This window comes from Sulfitobacter sp. PR48 (assembly GCF_028807335.1).
Lineage (GTDB): Bacteria > Pseudomonadota > Alphaproteobacteria > Rhodobacterales > Rhodobacteraceae > Sulfitobacter.
The window spans coordinates 25,361-42,182 of the sequence record NZ_JARAMM010000013.1 but is presented as its reverse complement, the minus strand read 5'-3'; the positions used below and the strand labels follow the sequence as shown (position 1 = coordinate 42,182).

Genomic DNA, 16,822 nt, shown 5'->3' with positions numbered 1-16,822 from the left:
GCTCGTCGCCTGATGCAACACCAACCGTACGGTACGGTAGAAGAACGTTTGGAATTTGACCGTATCGAATAGGCCTCACGCGGAAGAGGCTTGTCGATGGAATTCGGGTCAAAATTTGAACGCTTCATTCGAAGCGGCGGAAACGGCGAGATCGTTATTCCCTGGAGCGAACGAACTGGCTTTGAAACCAAATCGGATCCTACAGTTGGCGTCTCCATCGAGTCCCTCATTGGGCACGCAAACGCAGACAACATCTCATTCTTGATGAGCTTCCTCGGGGACGATGCCCAAGCCGCGATTGAGGGTGTTCCCGTTGAAGGTTTACAGGCCTGGGTGCGAGAGGAACTGCGCAGCAGGTTTGCAGAAACTGGCGGGGCTGGCCTTGATGAAGACCCTGTACTGAACGGGATCACGCGTCAATTTGATGCAAAACTGAACGCGCGACGGCAGCAGACGCTCGGCATTTCACATTACATCTGGCGTTCACAAGATGATAATCGGGTTCGTTCAACGCACGCTGCCAGAGACGACCAGACCTTTTCTTGGGACGAGCGTTTGCCGGGCGGGTTTCCCGGCGAGGATTTCAGCTGTCGCTGTTACGCGGAACCCGTCCTGTCCCCTGGTCTGTGCGAGCCGAAACTAGGGCTGTCGCTTACCGCAACAATCGAATCCGCCGCAATCATTGGCTACGCGGAAGCAGCCAGGGATTTCGGTCTGAATCTGGTTGGTGGCCTTTTCGATTTGGCAAAGCTGGCGGTTGAAACTGTTAACTACGGCGTCTCGGAACTGGCTGTCCTGCTTGGGATCGCGGGCGACGAACGGGCAGCCGAGGTTGAGCAGGTTCGCGAGCAAATCGCCTTTGAAATCGAAAATTACGACAAGCGTTTGGACCAGCTGGTGGGGGCGATCCGTGGCCTGCCCGATCTTGCTGCCGCATTTCTGGATTACGCCGATGCGGTGACGCAACGCGCCGGTGAGATGCGTATCGCGTATCTTCGCTGCGAAGTCAGCGAAACAGAGCTTCGCGAGGCCATCCGCGAAGAAGCCTATCTGAAGGCGAGCGTCGCGATTGCTGCCGTTCCCGCAATCGGACTGATCGGAACGATTGCAGCACGGTCCCGCAAGCTATTGCGGGTTCTGGGCGATGATGCGGATGGGCTGAGCGATGCCGACGCGTTGCGCAAACTGACCGAGCGAGTATTAGTGCCAACCCTGCCGCGTGGGTTTCGTGGCATTGATGTGGGCGATGTGGATTGGGAGGCGGGAACGGTCAAGGATCGTGGGCTGTCCTACGAACGCAATCTGAGGGATCGGAAAGATGACGAGGGCCGGGGGATCTGGTTGGAAGAAGAGTTCCGCGACCACCCTGGGGTAGATTTCTTCAACTTCGAGACCGGTCAGGCGACCAGCGTGAAAACGCTTGATTTGGATGCCTATACCTACCGAACCTCGCCATCGCAGATTTACGGTACGTTAAGTCAGTATCTGCGAGACTTGGCGGAGTTTGACGGAGGAGAAGGATTGATCGATCCCGGCAAGGTCGAGGCTCGCGTTCTTCAATTGGCCGTCCCCGAAGGTTCGCCGGAACAAATGTCGCAAATCCGGCGGGCGGTCGACTTGGCTGAGGATTTGGGGATAGAGATGATTGTGGAGGTGACGGGATGAGCGAGGATCGCAGCTATCACAATCTACCGAACGGAGATGCGCGTGAACATTTCAGCGTCACCGCGAACGCGTTCACCAAATTCTATTTGATCGAATCCAAGGTCTGCTACCGTGGCGCTCTGCCCGACCCCGAAGGCATCCGCCATGTCCTGCCCCCCGATGCCGATGCCGAACAGCTCGGCACCGCGATCCTCGACGCGCTGTCGCATGCCCGCTTCATCCACCCGTCGCACCCCGATTTCGATGCGCTGTTCAAGGAACGCAAGGCGGCAGAGCTGGTCGACGCCTACGATGCGGAACTGATGCGGCTGGCAGGCGTGAAGACCAAGGCCAGCCTTTATCGTGGCGCCAGGGGCGTGAACGTGACGCTGCATTCCGACTGGGACGAGATCAAGACCTACGCCTTCGCCCGCCGCAAGGGACGGTATTTCTGGAGCAAGAAGACAGACGCCTCGGGCAAGGAAACCGTCCCCGCCTCGGCCAGCGCGATTGAATTGGGTGAGGCATATCTGCGGGCGCTGGCAAAGGGTGGATCGGTTTCGTAGATGTGAATGCCGACATTGGCGCAGTCGCAGCGAATTTCCGCTTCGTCCCGCTCACCTGACCTTCACGCGCCTTGCAGAGAAGCGCCGGTAATGGGCCAACATCAGGTGACGACCGCCGCTGACAGAATGCATGAATCCGTTGCACCGAGCCAAAGATGCGCGGCGTTCGACAGCGCCACCGTGCCCCACCGCTGCGGTGGGGGCGGATAAAGTGATTCCGGCATAAGACGCCAGGGGGCGACGGTCAGAGCCTGAAGCGTTTCAGGATATGCTTGACTCGCTTGTTCGCCACCTCTCCCTACGGTCGAGCGCGAAAAGGGGACTGCGATGTGTCAGCTTTATCCCGAAACGCTGTGGTCGCCAAAGACACGGGCAAAGATCGTGTCCACATGTTTGGTGTGATAGCCCATGTCGAATTTCTCTTCGATCTCCGCGGGAGAGAGCGCGGCCAGCACCTCTGCGTCCGCCAGAAGCTCGGTCTTGAAATCCGCGCCCTCTTCCCAGACCTTCATCGCGTTGCGCTGCACCAGCCGGTAGCTGTCTTCGCGGCTGACACCTGCCTGTGTCAGGGCCAGCAGCACGCGCTGGGACATCACCAGACCGCTGAACTTGTTCATGTTGGCCAGCATGTTGTCGGGGTAGATCAGCATCTTGTCGATGACCCCGGTCAACCGGTTCAGCGCGAAATCGAGGGTGATCGTGGTATCGGGGCCAATGGCGCGTTCGACGGATGAGTGCGAGATGTCGCGTTCGTGCCAGAGGGTCACGTTCTCCATGGCCGGGATCACCGCCATGCGCACGGTGCGTGCGAGGCCGGTCAGGTTCTCGGTCAGCACCGGGTTCTTCTTGTGCGGCATCGCGGAAGAACCCTTTTGCCCGGCGGAGAAGAACTCGGCTCCTTCCAGCACCTCGGTACGCTGCATGTGGCGCACTTCGGTCGCGATGTTCTCGATCGAGCTGGCCACCAGCCCGAGTGCTGCAAAGAACGCGGCGTGGCGGTCGCGGGGGATGACCTGGGTGCTGATCGGTTCGGGCGTCAGACCCAGCTGGGCGCAGACATGTTCCTCGACGCGCGGGTCGATGTTGGCAAAGGTGCCGACAGCGCCGGAAATCGCCCCGGTCGCGATTTCCTCACGCGCGGTTTTCAGGCGGCGCAGGTTGCGGTCCATCTCGGCGTAAAAGCGGGCAAAGGTCAGGCCCATGGTGGTGGGCTCGGCGTGGATGCCGTGGCTGCGGCCGACGCGCAGGGTGTCCTTGTGCTCCAGCGCGCGGCGCTTCAGCGCGGCCAGCAGCGCCTGGGTGTCAGCGATCAGGATGTCGGCGGCGCGGGTCAGCTGCACGTTGAAACAGGTGTCAAGCACATCGGAAGAGGTCATGCCCTGATGCACGAAGCGCGCCTCGTCACTGCCCACATGTTCGGCCAGATGGGTCAGGAAGGCGATGACATCGTGTTTGGTCACGGCTTCGATCTCGTCAATCCGGGCGACGTCGAATTCCACGTCCCTGGCCTTCCAGACCGCCTGCGCGTTCTCGCGCGGGATCACGCCAAGCTCGGCCATGGCGTCGCAGGCATGGGCTTCGATCTCGAACCAGATGCGGAACTTGGTCTCGGGAGACCAGATGGAGACCATCTCGGGGCGGGAATAGCGGGGGATCATGGGGCACCTACCTGGAAAGCTGACGTTCGCCCGGTGCATAGACCGGGAGGGGGACAAGGACAAGCGGGCGGCAGCTTTGCACGCGGCGCAACAGCGGCGAAAGCCGGGTTGCGTGGCAGAGACCGGATTGTACATGCCAGATGTTCGCGGTATGTTCCGGTTGCGACAGGTCCAGGCCTGTCAAAGACAGGAAGGACCCACCCTCATGAGAGCCACGCTCAGAGCCAAAGCCATCGCGGTTTGCAATGAGAAGATCGCAAAGAAGGGCGAGACGGTGGGTCTGTCGTTCTATGCGTTCTTTGCCAACCGCAATGATGACCCGGAACTTCTGATGGAAGCGGCGGAGTGGTGGATCAGGACGCATGAGCTTGACCATTTCGAGAAGGCGGTGAAAATCCGGGAGATGATCTCCTCCGGCGTCTGAGCCGCCAAGGGGCGCTAGGCCACCAGTTCGGTGACCACCTCCGAGGACCGCTCAAGCGTGCGGTGCACCGGGCATTTGTCCGCGATTTCCAGCAGGCGCTGGCGCTGGTCCGCTGTCAGATCGCCAGTCAGCCGGATCCGGCGCCGCCAGGTGTCGATCTTGTCACCGGAGCCGGTTTCGGCGTCCTGTGCATGGACCTTGTCATGGCAGACATCCACGCTGACATGATCCAGCGGCCAGCCTTTGCGCCGGGCGTACATGCGGATTGTCATCGAGGTGCAGGCCCCCAGCCCGGCAGAAAGGAAACCATAGGGCGACATGCCCTTGTTAGTGCCGCCATAGGCGTGTGGTTCATCCGCCAGAACATGGTGGTGCGGGCCACTGTTGATGTCCTGCAGAAAGCCTTCCGCATCCGCTTCGGAGACGCGCAGCACGCCTTCCGGCGCACCGGGGGGCGGGGCCGGGGGCGTCAGCGGCAGGTAGCGGCCCGCCCAGGTGGCGATGACCCCTGCGGCATATTCCGCGTCCCGCGCACGGAGGATCAGATGTGCGGCGCCATCGAGGCTGACGAAACTCTTGGGGTGTTTGGCAGCCAGGAAGATCTGGCTGGCGTTGTCGATCCCCACGATCTCGTCGGTCGGGGCATGCAGGATCAGCAATGCGGCCTTCAGACCGGCAATCGCCGGGGCCAGCGCGGCATCCGCCACATCCTCCACAAAGGCTTTGCCGATGCGGAAGGGCCTGCCGCCCAGCGATACCTCTGCCGCGCCCTCGGCCATGATGCGTGGCAGGGCATCGGCAAAGTTATGGGTCACATGGCCGGGGTCGAACGGGGCGCCGATGGTTGCCACCGCCCTGACCTGCGGCAGCAGCGGCGCGGCCTTGAGCACGGCGGCACCGCCCAGCGAATGACCGATCAGCAGGGCGGGGGCCATGCCGCGCTCCTCCAGATAGCGGGAGGCCGCGATCAGGTCACCGACGTTGGAGGTGAAGGAAGTATTGGCAAATTCCCCCCGGGAGTGGCCCAGCCCGGTGAAATCGAACCGCAAGACGGCAATCCCCATGCCTGCCAGCCGGGCCGCGATGCGGCGGGCGGCGGGGATATCCTTGCCGCAGGTGAAACAATGGGCAAAGAGCGCCGTGGCCAGATGCGGCCCGTCCGGCATGTCCAGCCTTGCCGCCAGCTCGTTGCCGTCATGGCCGGGAAAGGTGATGCGCTGGGGGGCCATGGGATACTCCGATACTGGTCTGGTGCCAAAGTGATCCGCTCCGCGGCATCGCGCAAGCCCGGGTCACACCAGTGTGACGCCCCGCGCATCGCCGTGAACGGGGCTGGAAGGGGGCAGGAACCGGGTGTAGCAAGGGGAAATACCTGATCCGGGAGAGCGCCCTATGGCCGATACAGCAGACAGAGCATTGCACCCTGCCACCCTTGCGGCGCAGGCGGCGGGGGCCACGGATGAACAGACCGGCGGCGTGGTCCCGGCGGTGCATATGGCAACCACCTTTGCGCGTGACGAATCCTATGCGCAGCTTGTGCCCGGCAATACCTACCTGCGGTCGCACAATGAAAACGTGCGGGTGGCCGAGCGGCTGCTGACGCGGCTGGAAGGGGCGGCGGATACGCTGCTCTTCCCCTCCGGCATGGCGGCGGTGGCGGCGGTGTTCCGGACAGTGCCGAACGGGGCCAGCGTGCTGGTGCAAAGCCAGATCTACTGGGGCACAACCGCCTGGATCAGGGGGTTTTGCGCGCGGCGCGGGATCACGCTGCATGAGGTCGAAGCCGCGGACAGCGATGCCTTTGCCGCGGCCTGTGCCGCGCATCGCCCGGCGATTGCCTGGGTGGAGACGCCGTCGAACCCCTGGCTGCGGATCGTGGATATCGCCGCCGCGGCGGATGCGGCCCATGCGGTGGGTGCCAGGCTGGTGGTGGACAGCACCGCGGCCAGCCCGGTGCTGAGCCAGCCGCTGTCCTTCGGGGCGGATATCGTGATGCATTCGGCGACCAAGGGGATCAACGGCCATTCCGACGTGCTTTCCGGTGCGCTTTGCGTGGCGGATGCGGACAGCGCGATCTGGCAGATGATCCGCGAGGACCGCGACACCGCCGGGGCGGTCATGGCCCCGATGGAGGCCTGGCTGCTGACGCGCGGCATGCGCACCCTGCCGCTGAGGATGCGGGAAATGTCGCGCAATGCCATGGCGCTGGCGGAATTCCTGTCGGACCATCCGCAGGTGGAAGAGGTCATGTACCCCGGCCTGCCGGGCCACAAGGGCCATGCGCTGGCCGCCCGCCAGATGCGGGGCGGTTTTGGCGGTTTGCTGTCCTTTGTCGTCAAGGGCGGGGCCGAGGCGGCCTTGCGCGCGGCAGGGCGGTTGCAGTTGTTTCACCGCGCCACCTCGCTTGGCGGGGTGGAAAGCCTGGTGGAGCATCGCCATACCATCGAGCCGCATACCGGCATTCCCGAAGGGTTGCTGCGCCTCTCCGTCGGGATCGAGGACGCGGGCGATCTGCGCGATGATCTGGCGCAGGCGCTGGGGCAGTAGCGGGTGTCGCATGCCATGCTAAGGCGGCTCGAATCCCGGATGTTCTGATTCTTGTCGGGAGGTTGGGCGAGGCGATCCTGACCTGACGGCCGGGTGTTTCTGTCTCTGACCGGACTTTTGACGGGATGCGCGAGGGGCCGCAGTGCGGACTTTGTTGCCATGTCCGACATTCGAACTGGTCGCGCCCGAACCGAGGGGTGGGCGAGTAGCGCCCGCGACACGCCGCAGGCGTGCCTCCTGCAATTGAACTGGCGCGCCTCCGGCAATTGAACTGGCGCGCCTCCGGCGCGACGGGGGCGGTTCGGGCGCTGCCAAAGCTATGCTTTGGCAATGGGTCTTCACTTTGAGGGCACAGGTTGGGGCGCACACCGTACCACCGCTGCGCCAGCCACGCGCGTCCATTTTGCACTCCGCTCTGGTGAGCGGTTTCGGCAATGATCCCCCGCCGACCGCCGCTCAGTAGATAAAGGGCACGAACCGCGCGGTGCGTTTTGCATAGGCCCTGAATTCCGCGCCATAGCGTTCGGCGAGATAGGCGTCGAGCGGCGGGATGTGGTAAAAGACGAACATTGCCGCCATCAGCAGCGGGATCGAAAAGGCCCAGAGCGAGGCTGTCAGCATCGCCCATCCGGTGAACAACATTGTATCGCCGAAGTAGTTGATATGCATGGAATAGGCAAAAAGACCGCCGGTGTAGCAATGCCCCTTCGCGCCGGGCTGTTGCTTCCAGGCGCGGCGCTGCAGTTCGGACCCGGTGTTCAGGTACGAGCCGATCAGCAGCAGGGCGGCACCCGCCCCGTCCCAGCCGGTGAGAGGCGCGGCGGTGCCCGAGAGGAAGCCCGCACCCAGCAGCAAGAAGCCCAGTTCGAAGACGGCCATGAAGGCGCTTAGCCCCAAAGCCTCCGCAATCGCGACCCGGCGTTGCATCAGCACGAACAGGGTCACCAGATGCCGCAGCCAGTAGAGCAGGGCGCATCCCGCCAGATTCCTGGCGCGGGTGGGGTCGGCCCAGTCGAACGGGCCGAAGGCGAGCCAGAGGGCGATCACAACGATGGCGCCATGCAGCGTGGCAAAGATCAGCTTTATGCGCAGGGAAGGGTCATGCCGGCGGTCGACGCCGCCTTGCGGGGCTGCCATCAATTGTTCCTTTCATGTCCTGCGGATGATGTGGCGGTTTTCGGTTCGGCGGTGTCCGGGCCGCGCCAGAGGTCGGGCATCCACTTCGCCTTTATCGTCCACTTGGTCTATAAAGCGGGGATAGACCTTGCCGGCGGGATGTGTCAATTTTTAATTGACCAGATGGACGAAAAAGATGCCGAAAAGAGTTGACCACGAGGCCTACAGCCGGGCGCTGGCCAAACGGGCCGCGGCCTATTTCTCGGCCCATGGCTATGCCGGGACCGGGATGCGCCAGATTGCCGACCATCTGGGCGTGTCGAAAAGTGCGCTCTACCATTATTTCCCGAACAAGGAGGCACTGTTTCTGGCCTGCACCAGACAGATCATGGCGGGCCTCGATTCCGCCCTGGTCGATCCCGGGGCGTCGGAACAGGAGAACCTGGACCGCCTGCTGGAGGTCATGCGGGTGAATTTCGGCGCGGAAATGGCGCTGGTCTTCGACTATCTGCGGGGCAAGACGCGGGCAGAGATCGCACAGGACGAAGCGATGCAGATGGCAATGGAGAGCTACCGCGCGCTGGTTGAGCGCATCGTCGGGCAGGCGCGGGCCGAGGAAACCCTGGCCCGGCTGCTCGGGACGCTGCTGCTGGAATATTGTTCGGGAAGGTGAGGGGCAACAGGGTTCAGCCCCCCATCAGCGCCGCATCCCATTCATATTCGGTCAACCGCTCGAAACCGTCTTCGGTGATCAGCACCTGATCCTCCAGCTTGATGGAAAAATCGCCCCCCTCGGGAGAGACCAGCGCCTCCACGCAAAGTGTCATCCCGGCTTCCAGCGGGTAATCATAGGCCCCGGCCACCGCCTTGTCGGGATAGGCCACCAGCGGCCATTCATCGCAGAGGCCGACGCCGTGCATCAGGCAGCCGTATTTCTGTTTCTGGAATTGCGCATCCAGCACATGGGTGCCTGCGGTCAGCTCCGGGATCATCACACCGGGTTTCAGCATTTCCATGTTCTGCATGATGTGTTCGACGCCATGCTGCATGGCATAGATCATGTCGGGGCGCGGTTTCCGGTCGCCCACCCACCATGTGCGGCTGATGTCCACGCAGATGCCGTAGCTGCCCACCAGATCGGTGTCGAAGGCGATGATTTCATTGTTCTGCACCACGCGCGGGCCGCATTCCTGGAACCAGGGATTGGTGCGCGGGCCGGAGGCGAGCAGGCGGGTTTCGATCCATTCGCCGCCGCGCCGGATGTTTTCGGCGTGCAGGACCGCCCAGATGTCATTCTCCGTCACTGACGCCACGGGCACCTGCGCGCGGGCGAAATCCTCCATCGCGCGGACAGCGGTTTCGCAGGCGTGGCTGGCGCAGCGCATGGCGCGGATTTCCTCGGGGCCCTTGATGGCGCGGGATTTCTCGGTGATCTCCTCGCCGTCCACAACGGTGAACCCCTGCGCCTCCAGCGCGCGCAGACCGTGCAACATGATCTTGTCCACTGCGATCCACATGTTGCCGGGGCCTGCGTGTTCGGCGCAGAGAAGGCGGACCTCGTTGGCAAAGGTATCGGCGGCCACATCAATCTTGTCGCCCCGGTCGAAATAGAACAGGTCCGCGCCGGATCGCCGTTCGCGCACCAGCGGGTTGAATTCGCTGAGGAAGATGCCGTTCTTGTAGTCCCAGATCACCATGTAGCCATCGGCGCAGAGCAGCACGGCGCGGAACGGGTTATGGGTGTTCCAGAGCTGCATGTTGGTGCTGTCGGTGGCATAGCGGATGTTCAGCGGGTCGAACATCAGCAGCCCGGCCAGCCCGCGTGCCGCGATCTGCGCGGTCAGCCGTTCCCAGCGGAACTGGCGCATGGCGGGCAGGTCCGGCAGCTGCAGCCCCGCTGCCGCCCATTCGTCGAAGGCCAGGCGCGTTGGCCCGATCTCCACCCGGTCGGCATCATTGGGGCTGCCATCGGGCAGCGCCGGGCCATGGGCGGGGTCGATCTTGCGGGTGTCGCGGAAGTGCTTGTTCATGGCGGGCCTCCTTGTGTTGGACCAGGATGCCGGAGGTGGCCGGGGGATGTTTGGTAAAAACCGACCCCCGGAGATGTCGTTTTCGCAGGACGCGGGCAGGGGATGGCGTTAGGTTGCCCGGCGATGAAAGAGATCCTGCACGAAGATTTGCCGCCCGAGATGGCGGTGCCCCCCGCTCTGCCGGGCGTGGCCCCCTGTGCGGCTGACGACTGGCTGCGGGTGGATGAGACCTATGGCGCGCAGATGCGCTACCGGCTGGCCCTGCTGGCGGAAAAGCCGCAGGCGGTGCTGTGGGAACCTGCCGCATCCCGTGACGCCGCGCTCGAAGTGCTGGAGGAGGCTCTGGCGCTGCTGCCGGGGAAGGGGTTTGCGGTGCAGGGGGACCAGGTGCGTTGCCCCGATGGCCGCGAGGTGGCGCTGGACCGCACCGCGCCGCTGCGCACGCTGGGGCAGCTGGTGCAACAGGACATCTGCGTGATGGACAAGCAGGGCGACCAGCATGTGCTGGTGGCTGCGGTCCTGTGTTTTCCGGCGAACTGGCGGCTGGCGGAAAAGGCGGGCCGCCCGCTGACCGATATCCATCTGCCCGTCGATGCCTATGACGCCGGGATCGCCCGCCGGGTGCAGCGGTTGTTTGACGGGGTGCAGGTGGGCCGGCCGCTGTGGCGGTTCAACCGGCTGGCCTATGGCGACGCCGATCTGCATCAGCCCGCCCGGAAGGATCAGGGCCTGGTGCGCCGGTACGAACGGGCAGAGCGGCAATGCGTGGTGCGGATGCCGCGCACGCGGGCCGTGGTTTTCAGCATCCACACCCATGTGGTGCGGCGCGCGGCGGGCTGAGCCGCCGCGTGCCGGAGTTTTTGAAAACTCCGGTCCGTTTTCTTTGAAGAAAACGCAAGGCTGGCGGCGGCGCATGTGCCTGGTTCCGGCACGTTCGGCTGTCGTTTTCCTGACTGTTGCGCGCCGCGCGCCGGAGTTTTTGAAAACTCCGGTCCGTTTTCTTTGAAGAAAACGCAAGGCTGGCGGCAGCGCTTGTGCCTGGTTCCGGCGCTTTCGGCTGTCGTTTCCCTGATTGTGGCGCGCCGCGCGCCGGAGTTTTTGAAAACTCCGGGCCGTTTTCTTTGAAGAAAACGTAAGGCTGGCGGCGGCGCTTGTGCCTGGTTCGTTTCGGGATAGGCTTGAAACATCCCACATCACTTTTCGCCTGGGGCCAAAGGGAGGGGCAGCGTAGAAGTGATTCAGGTATGTCCCGAAGCGCTCTGGCTTAAGGTCGGGCGCTCTAGCACCATATGCGGCTGACCGTCAGAAGTTTTCTGCGGTGACTGGCCATGGGCGTTCACGGTGGTGTTGACCTGCCGCCGGAACGCGCTGAACAGTTCCGAGGTGACCACGTCGATGGGCCGGTCGAACCGCAGGGTCAGCGCCCAGTAGCCCGAGGAGGACTGCCGCGCGGCCTTGACCTCTCCGACAAAGGGATGGCCGAGGTAGCGGCCGGTCACGCGCTGGCCGGGGGCCCAGCCGGGGTGGCTGTTGGCGGCACGGGCGGCGATGGTGTTCCAGTCGCGCGCGCCCCATTGATGGGCCACGGTTTCCAGCGCTTCGGCATGGCTGAGGGTCTGGCCACGGGCAGCCAGATCGGCGCGCAGGCGTTTGGCCTGCGCCTTGAGGACGTCACGGGAAGGGGTAGTCATGTTTACACTCCGTCTCGCATGAAGTGACGTGGGGGTCCGCGTTGCCCATCAATCTTGCGAGATTGAAGGTAGATCATCGTTCAGGACTTCACCGGACTGCGGACGGCAGGGGCCTGACCCTGACGCCCAGATAGGGCGCAGGGCGGATTTGCGCAAGGGCCGGGGCGGCGCATCCGGCGGCACTGTGGCTTTTGAGTATTCCCGGCAGATATCAGAAAAGCACGAGGCCCGGGCATGGGTGACGCCCAGGGCCCGAAGGGCCGATCAGCCGTCGATGCGCGCGCCCATGATCGCGATCGCCTGTTGATAGACGGTGGCGGCGTTCCATTGCTTGATCACGCGGAAGTTCGGCTGGCCTTCCTGATAGCCCTGTCCGGGCTGCCAGCCCTTGCGGCGCAGGAAGTTCGCGGTGGAGGCCATGGCATCAGCCTGGTTGTAGAAATCCACCCGCCCGTCGCCATTGCCATCGACACCGTATTGCAGGGCATTGCCCGGCAGGAACTGGGTATGGCCCAACTCGCCGTGCTTGGCGCCCTTGGTGTTCACGGTGATCGCGCCACGGTCCACCAGTTTCAGCGCGCCGATGGCATGCGGCACGAAAAAGCTGGAGCGACGGCAGTCATAGGCCAGCGTCGTGATCGCGGAGACCACGGAGGAATTGCCCATGAACCCGCCAAAGCCGGTTTCCATCCCGTGAATGGCAAGCAGCACGCCCGCAGGCACGCCGTAGGCGCGTTCCAGCGACTGGTAAAAGCCCGGGTTCTGCCCCTTGCGCTTGCGCCCCTGCGCCACGATGGTATCGGCCCCGCGCACCTGCATGAACTTGGACAGGGAATATTTGAACGACTTCTGGTTGCGGTCCGCCGCGATGGTGCCGGTGGCATAGCTGGCCTGCGCCAGCGCATCGAGCCCGCGTTGCCCCACCCCGGCTGCCTTGGCCTCGCCGGCAAAGGCCGCTTTCCATGCGTTGAACCCGCCCGCATTGTTGCCGCAGGTCGCGGCAAAACCGGGCGCGGCGAGGGCGGTAATAACACTCAATGAAACAACAACAGATTTGAAAGGGCGCATGATAATCCTCAGCCAATTGTAAAACGACGGACAGGCGTGCCGCGACCTGCAGCTTAGACCGGCAGGAACTTCGTGAAAAGGAAAACTCTGAAACGTCGGTGGCGGGCCGCTCAGTAGGACAGGATTTTCGAGGTCAGGATGCTGGCCATCTCCAGCGGGGAACTGGTGGGGCGATCCATCGCGTCCCAGGCAAAAACCGTGCCCCCAGCCATGAAGAAACACAGCATCAGCGGGGTCACCATATAGCTGCCCAGGCTACGCGTGCGGCGCTTCTTGCGCTGGCGGTCCAGCTTGCGGGCATGTTTCTCGATCCGGGCCACACGACTGGCAAAGACGGCTTCGTTTGCTGCATTGGGCATATCGGATCTTTCCGCTGGTTCAGGGCCTTTGGCAGTTTCCGGTATCGTCTCAAATTCGGTTCGAATTGTGACCGGCATGGGGTCAATTTCGGAAGGTTCCGGCAAGAAAAAGGGCACCCCCGCAGGGATGCCCATTTGTTTGCACGATCTCGGATCGCGATCAGCAGCTGTAATACATGCCGAATTCGACCGGATGGGGTGTGTGCTCGTACTTGTGCACTTCTTCCATCTTCAGCTCGATATAGCCTTCGATCTGGTCGCGGGTGAACACGTCACCGGCCAGCAGGTAGTCCATATCGGCCTGCAGCTCTTCCAGCGCTTCGCGCAGGCTGCCGCAGACTGTCGGGATGTCCGCCAGCTCTTCTGCGGGCAGGTCGTAGAGGTTCTTGTCCATCGCCTCGCCCGGGTCGATCTTGTTCTTGATCCCGTCAAGACCGGCCATCAGCAGGGCCGCGAAGCACAGATAGGGGTTGGACGCCGGATCGGGGAAACGCGCCTCGACACGTTTTGCCTTGGGCGATTCTGTCCACGGGATACGCACGCAGCCCGAGCGGTTGCGCGCGGAATAGGCGCGCAGCACGGGGGCTTCGAAGCCGGGGATCAGGCGCTTGTAGGAGTTGGTCGAGGGGTTGGTGAAGGCGTTCAGCGATTTCGCATGCTTGAGGATGCCGCCGATGTACCACAGTGCTTCCTGGCTCAGGTCGGCATATTTGTCGCCTGCAAACAGCGGCTTGCCGTCTTTCCAGATCGACATGTTCACATGCATGCCGGAGCCGTTGTCACCATAGATCGGCTTGGGCATGAAGGTCGCGGATTTGCCATAGGCGTGGGCCACGTTGTGGATCACGTATTTGTATTTCTGCAGCTCGTCAGCCTGTTTGGTCAGCGAGCCAAAGATCAGACCCAGTTCGTGCTGGCAGGAGGCAACCTCGTGGTGGTGCTTGTCCACCTTCATGCCGAGCCGTTTCATGGTCGACAGCATCTCGGCGCGCAGGTCCTGTGCCTCGTCAACCGGGTTGACCGGGAAATAGCCGCCCTTCAGGCCGGGGCGGTGGCCCATGTTGCCCATCTCGTAATCCGTATCCGTGTTCCAGGATGCGTCGGAGGCATCAACTTCGTAGGATACCTTGTTGATCGAGTTGGAGAACTTCACGTTGTCGAAGAGGAAGAACTCAGCTTCCGGGCCAAAGAACGACTGGTCGCCGATGCCGGAGGAGATCAGATAGGCTTCGGCCTTTTCGGCGGTGCCGCGCGGGTCACGCTCATAGCTTTCGCCGGTGTCGGGTTCGACGATCGAACAATGCACGCAGATGGTTTTTTCGGCATAGAAGGGGTCGATATAGGCGCTTTCGACATCCAGCATCAGTTTCATGTCGGAAGCTTCGATGCTTTTCCAGCCCGCGATCGAGGAGCCGTCGAACATGAAACCCTCTTCGATGAAGTCCTCGTCCACCAGATCGCTGACGACGGTCACGTGCTGCAGCTTGCCGCGCGTGTCGGTAAAGCGGACATCGACATATTCGATGTCTTCATCCTTGATCTTTTTGAGGAAGTCTTTGGTGCTCATGGGCTGTGATCCTTTTGGCAGGTAATGCAGTTTACAAAGCGTCCGAACCGGTTTCGCCGGTGCGGATGCGGATGGTTTGTTCAACGGGTGTCACGAAGATCTTGCCGTCGCCGATCTTTTCGGTTTTGGCCGCTTCGATGATGGCCGCGATTGCCGCGTCCACCTGGTCGTCGTCCAGCACGACTTCGACCTTCACCTTGGGCAGGAAATCCACGACATATTCCGCACCGCGGTAGAGTTCGGTGTGGCCCTTCTGGCGGCCGAACCCCTTAACCTCGATGACAGAGAGTCCCTGAACGCCGACGTCCTGCAAGGCCTCTTTCACCTCGTCGAGTTTGAAAGGCTTGATGATCGCTTCGATCTTTTTCATGTCGGTCCCTTTTCGCGGAAAGCGTTGGCTTGCAAAGGCATTTCATTTTGACAGAGGGGAATCCATAAAAGGTCCAGCCTCTGTCATGCGGATGCAGGTTAATCCGCACGCTGCGGTGTTAAAATAGGCAAAGCGCCTAAATGATAGGCAGTATTGAAACGGAGCGGGGATCAGCATGGCCGAATTGCTCAGCAGCAAGGAGATGCGTGCCATCGAGGCGCGGGCGATTGACTCGGGCCAGGTGACCGGGCTGGAGCTGATGGAACGGGCCGGGCGCGGTGTTGTCGAGGCGGTTTTCGAGGAATGGCCGGTGCTGGCCGAGGGGCCGCACCGCGCCGTCGTTCTCTGCGGGCCGGGCAACAACGGCGGCGACGGGTTTGTCATCGCGCGGCTGTTGCAGGAGGCAGGCTGGCAGGTTGCTGCTTGCCTCTACGGCGATGCGGAGAAGCTGCCGCCGGACGCCAAGGTGAATTACGACCGTTGGGCCGGCATCGGCACAACCGGCGCTCTGGCCGATTGGGAGAGGTCGGAGGGCTGGGGCTGCGATCTGTTGATTGATGCGCTTTTCGGCATCGGCCTGAAGCGCGGATTGAAAGCGCTCGGAAATCTCTTCTGGAACATGGAGGACATGGTCGATTGTTTCGCCGTCGAGCCCGGTCACAAGATCGGACGCCCGGCGATTGTCGCGGTGGATATGCCAAGCGGGATCTGCGCTGACAGCGGGCGTGAGTTTCCACACGAAGACGCGCATCATCGGTTTTCCGTGGCCGCCCATCTGACCGTGACCTTCCACCGGCCCAAGCTGGGGCATTTTCTGGCGGAGGGTCCCCGCCAATGCGGCAAGCTGGCGGTCAAGGACATCGGCCTTTCGGAGGAGCCTGCCCGCAAAGGGGTTCCGCACGAACATCGCGTCAGCCTGTGCGAGGCGGTGCACCCGGACTGGCTGCGCAAGGATGTAGAGGGCCACAAATACGGCCATGGCCATGCGCTGATCTTTTCAGGGGGCGTCGGCAAAGGCGGTGCGGCACGGCTTGCCGCGCGGGGCGCGCTGCGCATCGGGGCGGGCCTTGTTACCTTGGCCTGTCCGCCCGCCGCATTGATCGAAAACGCCGCACAGCTGAATGCGATCATGCTGCGCAGCGTCAAGGACGCGGCGGCCGCGGCGCGGATATGTGAAGACGAAAGGGTCAAGGCGATCTGTATCGGGCCGGGGTTGGGCACCGGGGAGCGCGAGGCCGCGTTGGTGGCGGCTGCGGTGCGTGCAAAGCACACACCCTACGTCGTATTCGACGCGGATGCCTTGACGCTGGTGGCGCAGGATCAGAGCCTTTTCGATGCGCTGCATGATCGCTGCGTGCTGACCCCGCATGGTGGTGAGTTCGCGCGGCTTTTTCCCGATATCGCGGCAAGGCTGGCTGCCCCGGCGACCAAAGGCCCGGCCTATTCCAAGGTGGACGCCACGCGGGACGCTGCAAAACGGGCGGGGTGTACCGTTCTTTTCAAGGGGCCCGACAGCGTGATCGCCCATCCCGACGGTAGCTGCAGCGTGCATTCAGCCCAATATGACCGCGCGGCCCCATGGCTTGCCACGGCAGGGTCGGGGGATGTGCTGGCGGGGATGATCACCGGTCTGTTGGCGCGGGGGCAGTTTACGCCTTTGTGCGCGGCTGGAACCGCCGCCTGGCTGCACGTCGAATGCGCGCGCAGCTTTGGCCCTGGCCTGATCGCCGAAGATCTGCCGGAGCAATTGCCGAAGGTTCTGAGGGGTCTGGGCCTGTAGGT

17 protein-coding genes are annotated in these 16,822 nt (G+C 62.8%); 8 read left to right on the top strand and 9 right to left on the bottom strand.

The window, feature by feature from the left end; genetic code table 11:
- Nucleotides 1-96: 96 nt before the first annotated feature.
- Together PVW51_RS17090 and PVW51_RS17085 are read left to right on the top strand one after the other, a co-directional pair.
- The gene (locus tag PVW51_RS17090) at nt 97-1,665 is read left to right on the top strand and encodes a minor capsid protein (RefSeq protein WP_274576365.1); all 1,569 of its coding nucleotides are present in this window, start codon (nt 97-99) and stop codon (nt 1,663-1,665) included.
- Nucleotides 1,662-2,210, top strand: a complete 549-nt coding sequence (locus PVW51_RS17085; RefSeq protein ID WP_274576241.1) for a contact-dependent growth inhibition system immunity protein — start codon at nt 1,662-1,664, stop codon at nt 2,208-2,210. Before PVW51_RS17090 ends, PVW51_RS17085 begins: the two co-directional genes overlap by 4 nt.
- Nucleotides 2,211-2,548: 338 nt before the next feature.
- On the opposite strand, the gene purB is transcribed toward PVW51_RS17085, so the two are convergent.
- Nucleotides 2,549-3,868: an adenylosuccinate lyase gene (gene purB / locus PVW51_RS17080; protein ID WP_269365554.1), complete on the bottom strand. Its 1,320-nt coding sequence runs from the start codon at nt 3,866-3,868 to the stop codon at nt 2,549-2,551.
- Between the two features lie 205 nt (nt 3,869-4,073).
- Between purB and PVW51_RS17075 the strand changes: the two genes are divergently transcribed.
- On the top strand, nt 4,074-4,292 hold the full coding sequence (locus tag PVW51_RS17075; protein WP_274576240.1) for a DUF6500 family protein: 219 nt from the start codon (nt 4,074-4,076) through the stop codon (nt 4,290-4,292).
- Between the two features lie 14 nt (nt 4,293-4,306).
- Here PVW51_RS17075 and PVW51_RS17070 read toward each other — a convergent pair whose 3' ends face one another.
- Nucleotides 4,307-5,521, bottom strand: a complete 1,215-nt coding sequence (locus PVW51_RS17070) for a bifunctional alpha/beta hydrolase/OsmC family protein (protein WP_274576239.1) — start codon at nt 5,519-5,521, stop codon at nt 4,307-4,309.
- A gap of 163 nt (nt 5,522-5,684) precedes the next feature.
- On the opposite strand from PVW51_RS17070, the gene PVW51_RS17065 reads away from it, so the two are divergent.
- Nucleotides 5,685-6,839: a trans-sulfuration enzyme family protein gene (locus PVW51_RS17065; RefSeq protein ID WP_269365550.1), complete on the top strand. Its 1,155-nt coding sequence runs from the start codon at nt 5,685-5,687 to the stop codon at nt 6,837-6,839.
- Nucleotides 6,840-7,295: 456 nt separating this feature from the next.
- Here PVW51_RS17065 and PVW51_RS17060 read toward each other — a convergent pair whose 3' ends face one another.
- A complete protein-coding gene (locus PVW51_RS17060; protein WP_274576237.1) occupies nt 7,296-7,976 on the bottom strand; it encodes a DUF1295 domain-containing protein in 681 nt (226 codons plus the stop codon).
- On the opposite strand from PVW51_RS17060, the gene PVW51_RS17055 reads away from it, so the two are divergent.
- Nucleotides 7,941-8,168, top strand: a complete 228-nt coding sequence (locus PVW51_RS17055) for a hypothetical protein (protein WP_274576236.1) — start codon at nt 7,941-7,943, stop codon at nt 8,166-8,168. The genes PVW51_RS17060 and PVW51_RS17055 overlap by 36 nt on opposite strands.
- Nucleotides 8,152-8,628, top strand: a complete 477-nt coding sequence (locus PVW51_RS17050; RefSeq protein WP_274576235.1) for a TetR/AcrR family transcriptional regulator — start codon at nt 8,152-8,154, stop codon at nt 8,626-8,628. Before PVW51_RS17055 ends, PVW51_RS17050 begins: the two co-directional genes overlap by 17 nt.
- Before the next feature lie 13 nt (nt 8,629-8,641).
- Here PVW51_RS17050 and dddP read toward each other — a convergent pair whose 3' ends face one another.
- Entirely contained in the window at nt 8,642-9,985 is a 1,344-nt protein-coding gene (gene dddP, locus PVW51_RS17045) for a dimethylsulfonioproprionate lyase DddP (RefSeq protein WP_274576234.1), read from the bottom strand.
- A gap of 123 nt (nt 9,986-10,108) precedes the next feature.
- On the opposite strand from dddP, the gene PVW51_RS17040 reads away from it, so the two are divergent.
- Nucleotides 10,109-10,825 carry a heme-dependent oxidative N-demethylase family protein gene (locus tag PVW51_RS17040; protein ID WP_269365543.1) on the top strand — a complete coding sequence of 239 codons (717 nt, stop codon included), beginning with the start codon at nt 10,109-10,111 and terminating at the stop codon, nt 10,823-10,825.
- 398 nt (nt 10,826-11,223) lie between these two features.
- Here the strand turns inward: PVW51_RS17040 and PVW51_RS17035 are convergent, their stop codons facing one another.
- The 5 genes from PVW51_RS17035 to PVW51_RS17015 all read right to left on the bottom strand — a co-directional run bounded on the left by PVW51_RS17035 (nt 11,224) and on the right by PVW51_RS17015 (nt 15,040).
- On the bottom strand, nt 11,224-11,676 hold the full coding sequence (locus PVW51_RS17035) for a glyoxalase superfamily protein (RefSeq protein ID WP_274576233.1): 453 nt from the start codon (nt 11,674-11,676) through the stop codon (nt 11,224-11,226).
- Nucleotides 11,677-11,940: 264 nt separating this feature from the next.
- Complete coding sequence (locus PVW51_RS17030; RefSeq protein WP_269365539.1) at nt 11,941-12,744, bottom strand: lytic murein transglycosylase; 804 nt, start codon at nt 12,742-12,744, stop codon at nt 11,941-11,943.
- Between the two features lie 110 nt (nt 12,745-12,854).
- Nucleotides 12,855-13,103 (bottom strand): hypothetical protein, encoded by a 249-nt coding sequence (locus PVW51_RS17025; protein WP_274576231.1) that lies wholly within the window; start codon nt 13,101-13,103, stop codon nt 12,855-12,857.
- A gap of 160 nt (nt 13,104-13,263) precedes the next feature.
- On the bottom strand, nt 13,264-14,670 hold the full coding sequence (gene glnA / locus PVW51_RS17020) for a type I glutamate--ammonia ligase (protein WP_269365535.1): 1,407 nt from the start codon (nt 14,668-14,670) through the stop codon (nt 13,264-13,266).
- 31 nt (nt 14,671-14,701) lie between these two features.
- Nucleotides 14,702-15,040, bottom strand: coding sequence for a P-II family nitrogen regulator (locus PVW51_RS17015; RefSeq protein ID WP_114273140.1), 339 nt, complete (start codon nt 15,038-15,040; stop codon nt 14,702-14,704).
- Nucleotides 15,041-15,215: 175 nt separating this feature from the next.
- On the opposite strand from PVW51_RS17015, the gene PVW51_RS17010 reads away from it, so the two are divergent.
- Nucleotides 15,216-16,820, top strand: a complete 1,605-nt coding sequence (locus PVW51_RS17010) for an NAD(P)H-hydrate dehydratase (protein WP_274576230.1) — start codon at nt 15,216-15,218, stop codon at nt 16,818-16,820.
- Nucleotides 16,821-16,822: the final 2 nt, after the last annotated feature.

Bases quoted from the DNA above. Each gene is read 5' to 3' on its own strand.
- PVW51_RS17025 (WP_274576231.1), bottom strand. From the start codon at position 13,103: ATGCCCAATGCAGCAAACGAAGCCGTCTTTGCCAGTCGTGTGGCCCGG.
- PVW51_RS17055 (WP_274576236.1), top strand. From the start codon at position 7,941: ATGCCGGCGGTCGACGCCGCCTTGCGGGGCTGCCATCAATTGTTCCTT.
- purB (WP_269365554.1), bottom strand. From the start codon at position 3,868: ATGATCCCCCGCTATTCCCGCCCCGAGATGGTCTCCATCTGGTCTCCC.
- PVW51_RS17070 (WP_274576239.1), bottom strand. From the start codon at position 5,521: ATGGCCCCCCAGCGCATCACCTTTCCCGGCCATGACGGCAACGAGCTG.
- PVW51_RS17075 (WP_274576240.1), top strand. From the start codon at position 4,074: ATGAGAGCCACGCTCAGAGCCAAAGCCATCGCGGTTTGCAATGAGAAG.
- PVW51_RS17010 (WP_274576230.1), top strand. From the start codon at position 15,216: ATGGCCGAATTGCTCAGCAGCAAGGAGATGCGTGCCATCGAGGCGCGG.
- PVW51_RS17035 (WP_274576233.1), bottom strand. From the start codon at position 11,676: ATGACTACCCCTTCCCGTGACGTCCTCAAGGCGCAGGCCAAACGCCTG.
- dddP (WP_274576234.1), bottom strand. From the start codon at position 9,985: ATGAACAAGCACTTCCGCGACACCCGCAAGATCGACCCCGCCCATGGC.
- PVW51_RS17050 (WP_274576235.1), top strand. From the start codon at position 8,152: ATGCCGAAAAGAGTTGACCACGAGGCCTACAGCCGGGCGCTGGCCAAA.
- PVW51_RS17060 (WP_274576237.1), bottom strand. From the start codon at position 7,976: ATGGCAGCCCCGCAAGGCGGCGTCGACCGCCGGCATGACCCTTCCCTG.
- PVW51_RS17085 (WP_274576241.1), top strand. From the start codon at position 1,662: ATGAGCGAGGATCGCAGCTATCACAATCTACCGAACGGAGATGCGCGT.
- PVW51_RS17065 (WP_269365550.1), top strand. From the start codon at position 5,685: ATGGCCGATACAGCAGACAGAGCATTGCACCCTGCCACCCTTGCGGCG.
- PVW51_RS17040 (WP_269365543.1), top strand. From the start codon at position 10,109: ATGAAAGAGATCCTGCACGAAGATTTGCCGCCCGAGATGGCGGTGCCC.
- PVW51_RS17015 (WP_114273140.1), bottom strand. From the start codon at position 15,040: ATGAAAAAGATCGAAGCGATCATCAAGCCTTTCAAACTCGACGAGGTG.
- PVW51_RS17030 (WP_269365539.1), bottom strand. From the start codon at position 12,744: ATGCGCCCTTTCAAATCTGTTGTTGTTTCATTGAGTGTTATTACCGCC.
- glnA (WP_269365535.1), bottom strand. From the start codon at position 14,670: ATGAGCACCAAAGACTTCCTCAAAAAGATCAAGGATGAAGACATCGAA.
- PVW51_RS17090 (WP_274576365.1), top strand. From the start codon at position 97: ATGGAATTCGGGTCAAAATTTGAACGCTTCATTCGAAGCGGCGGAAAC.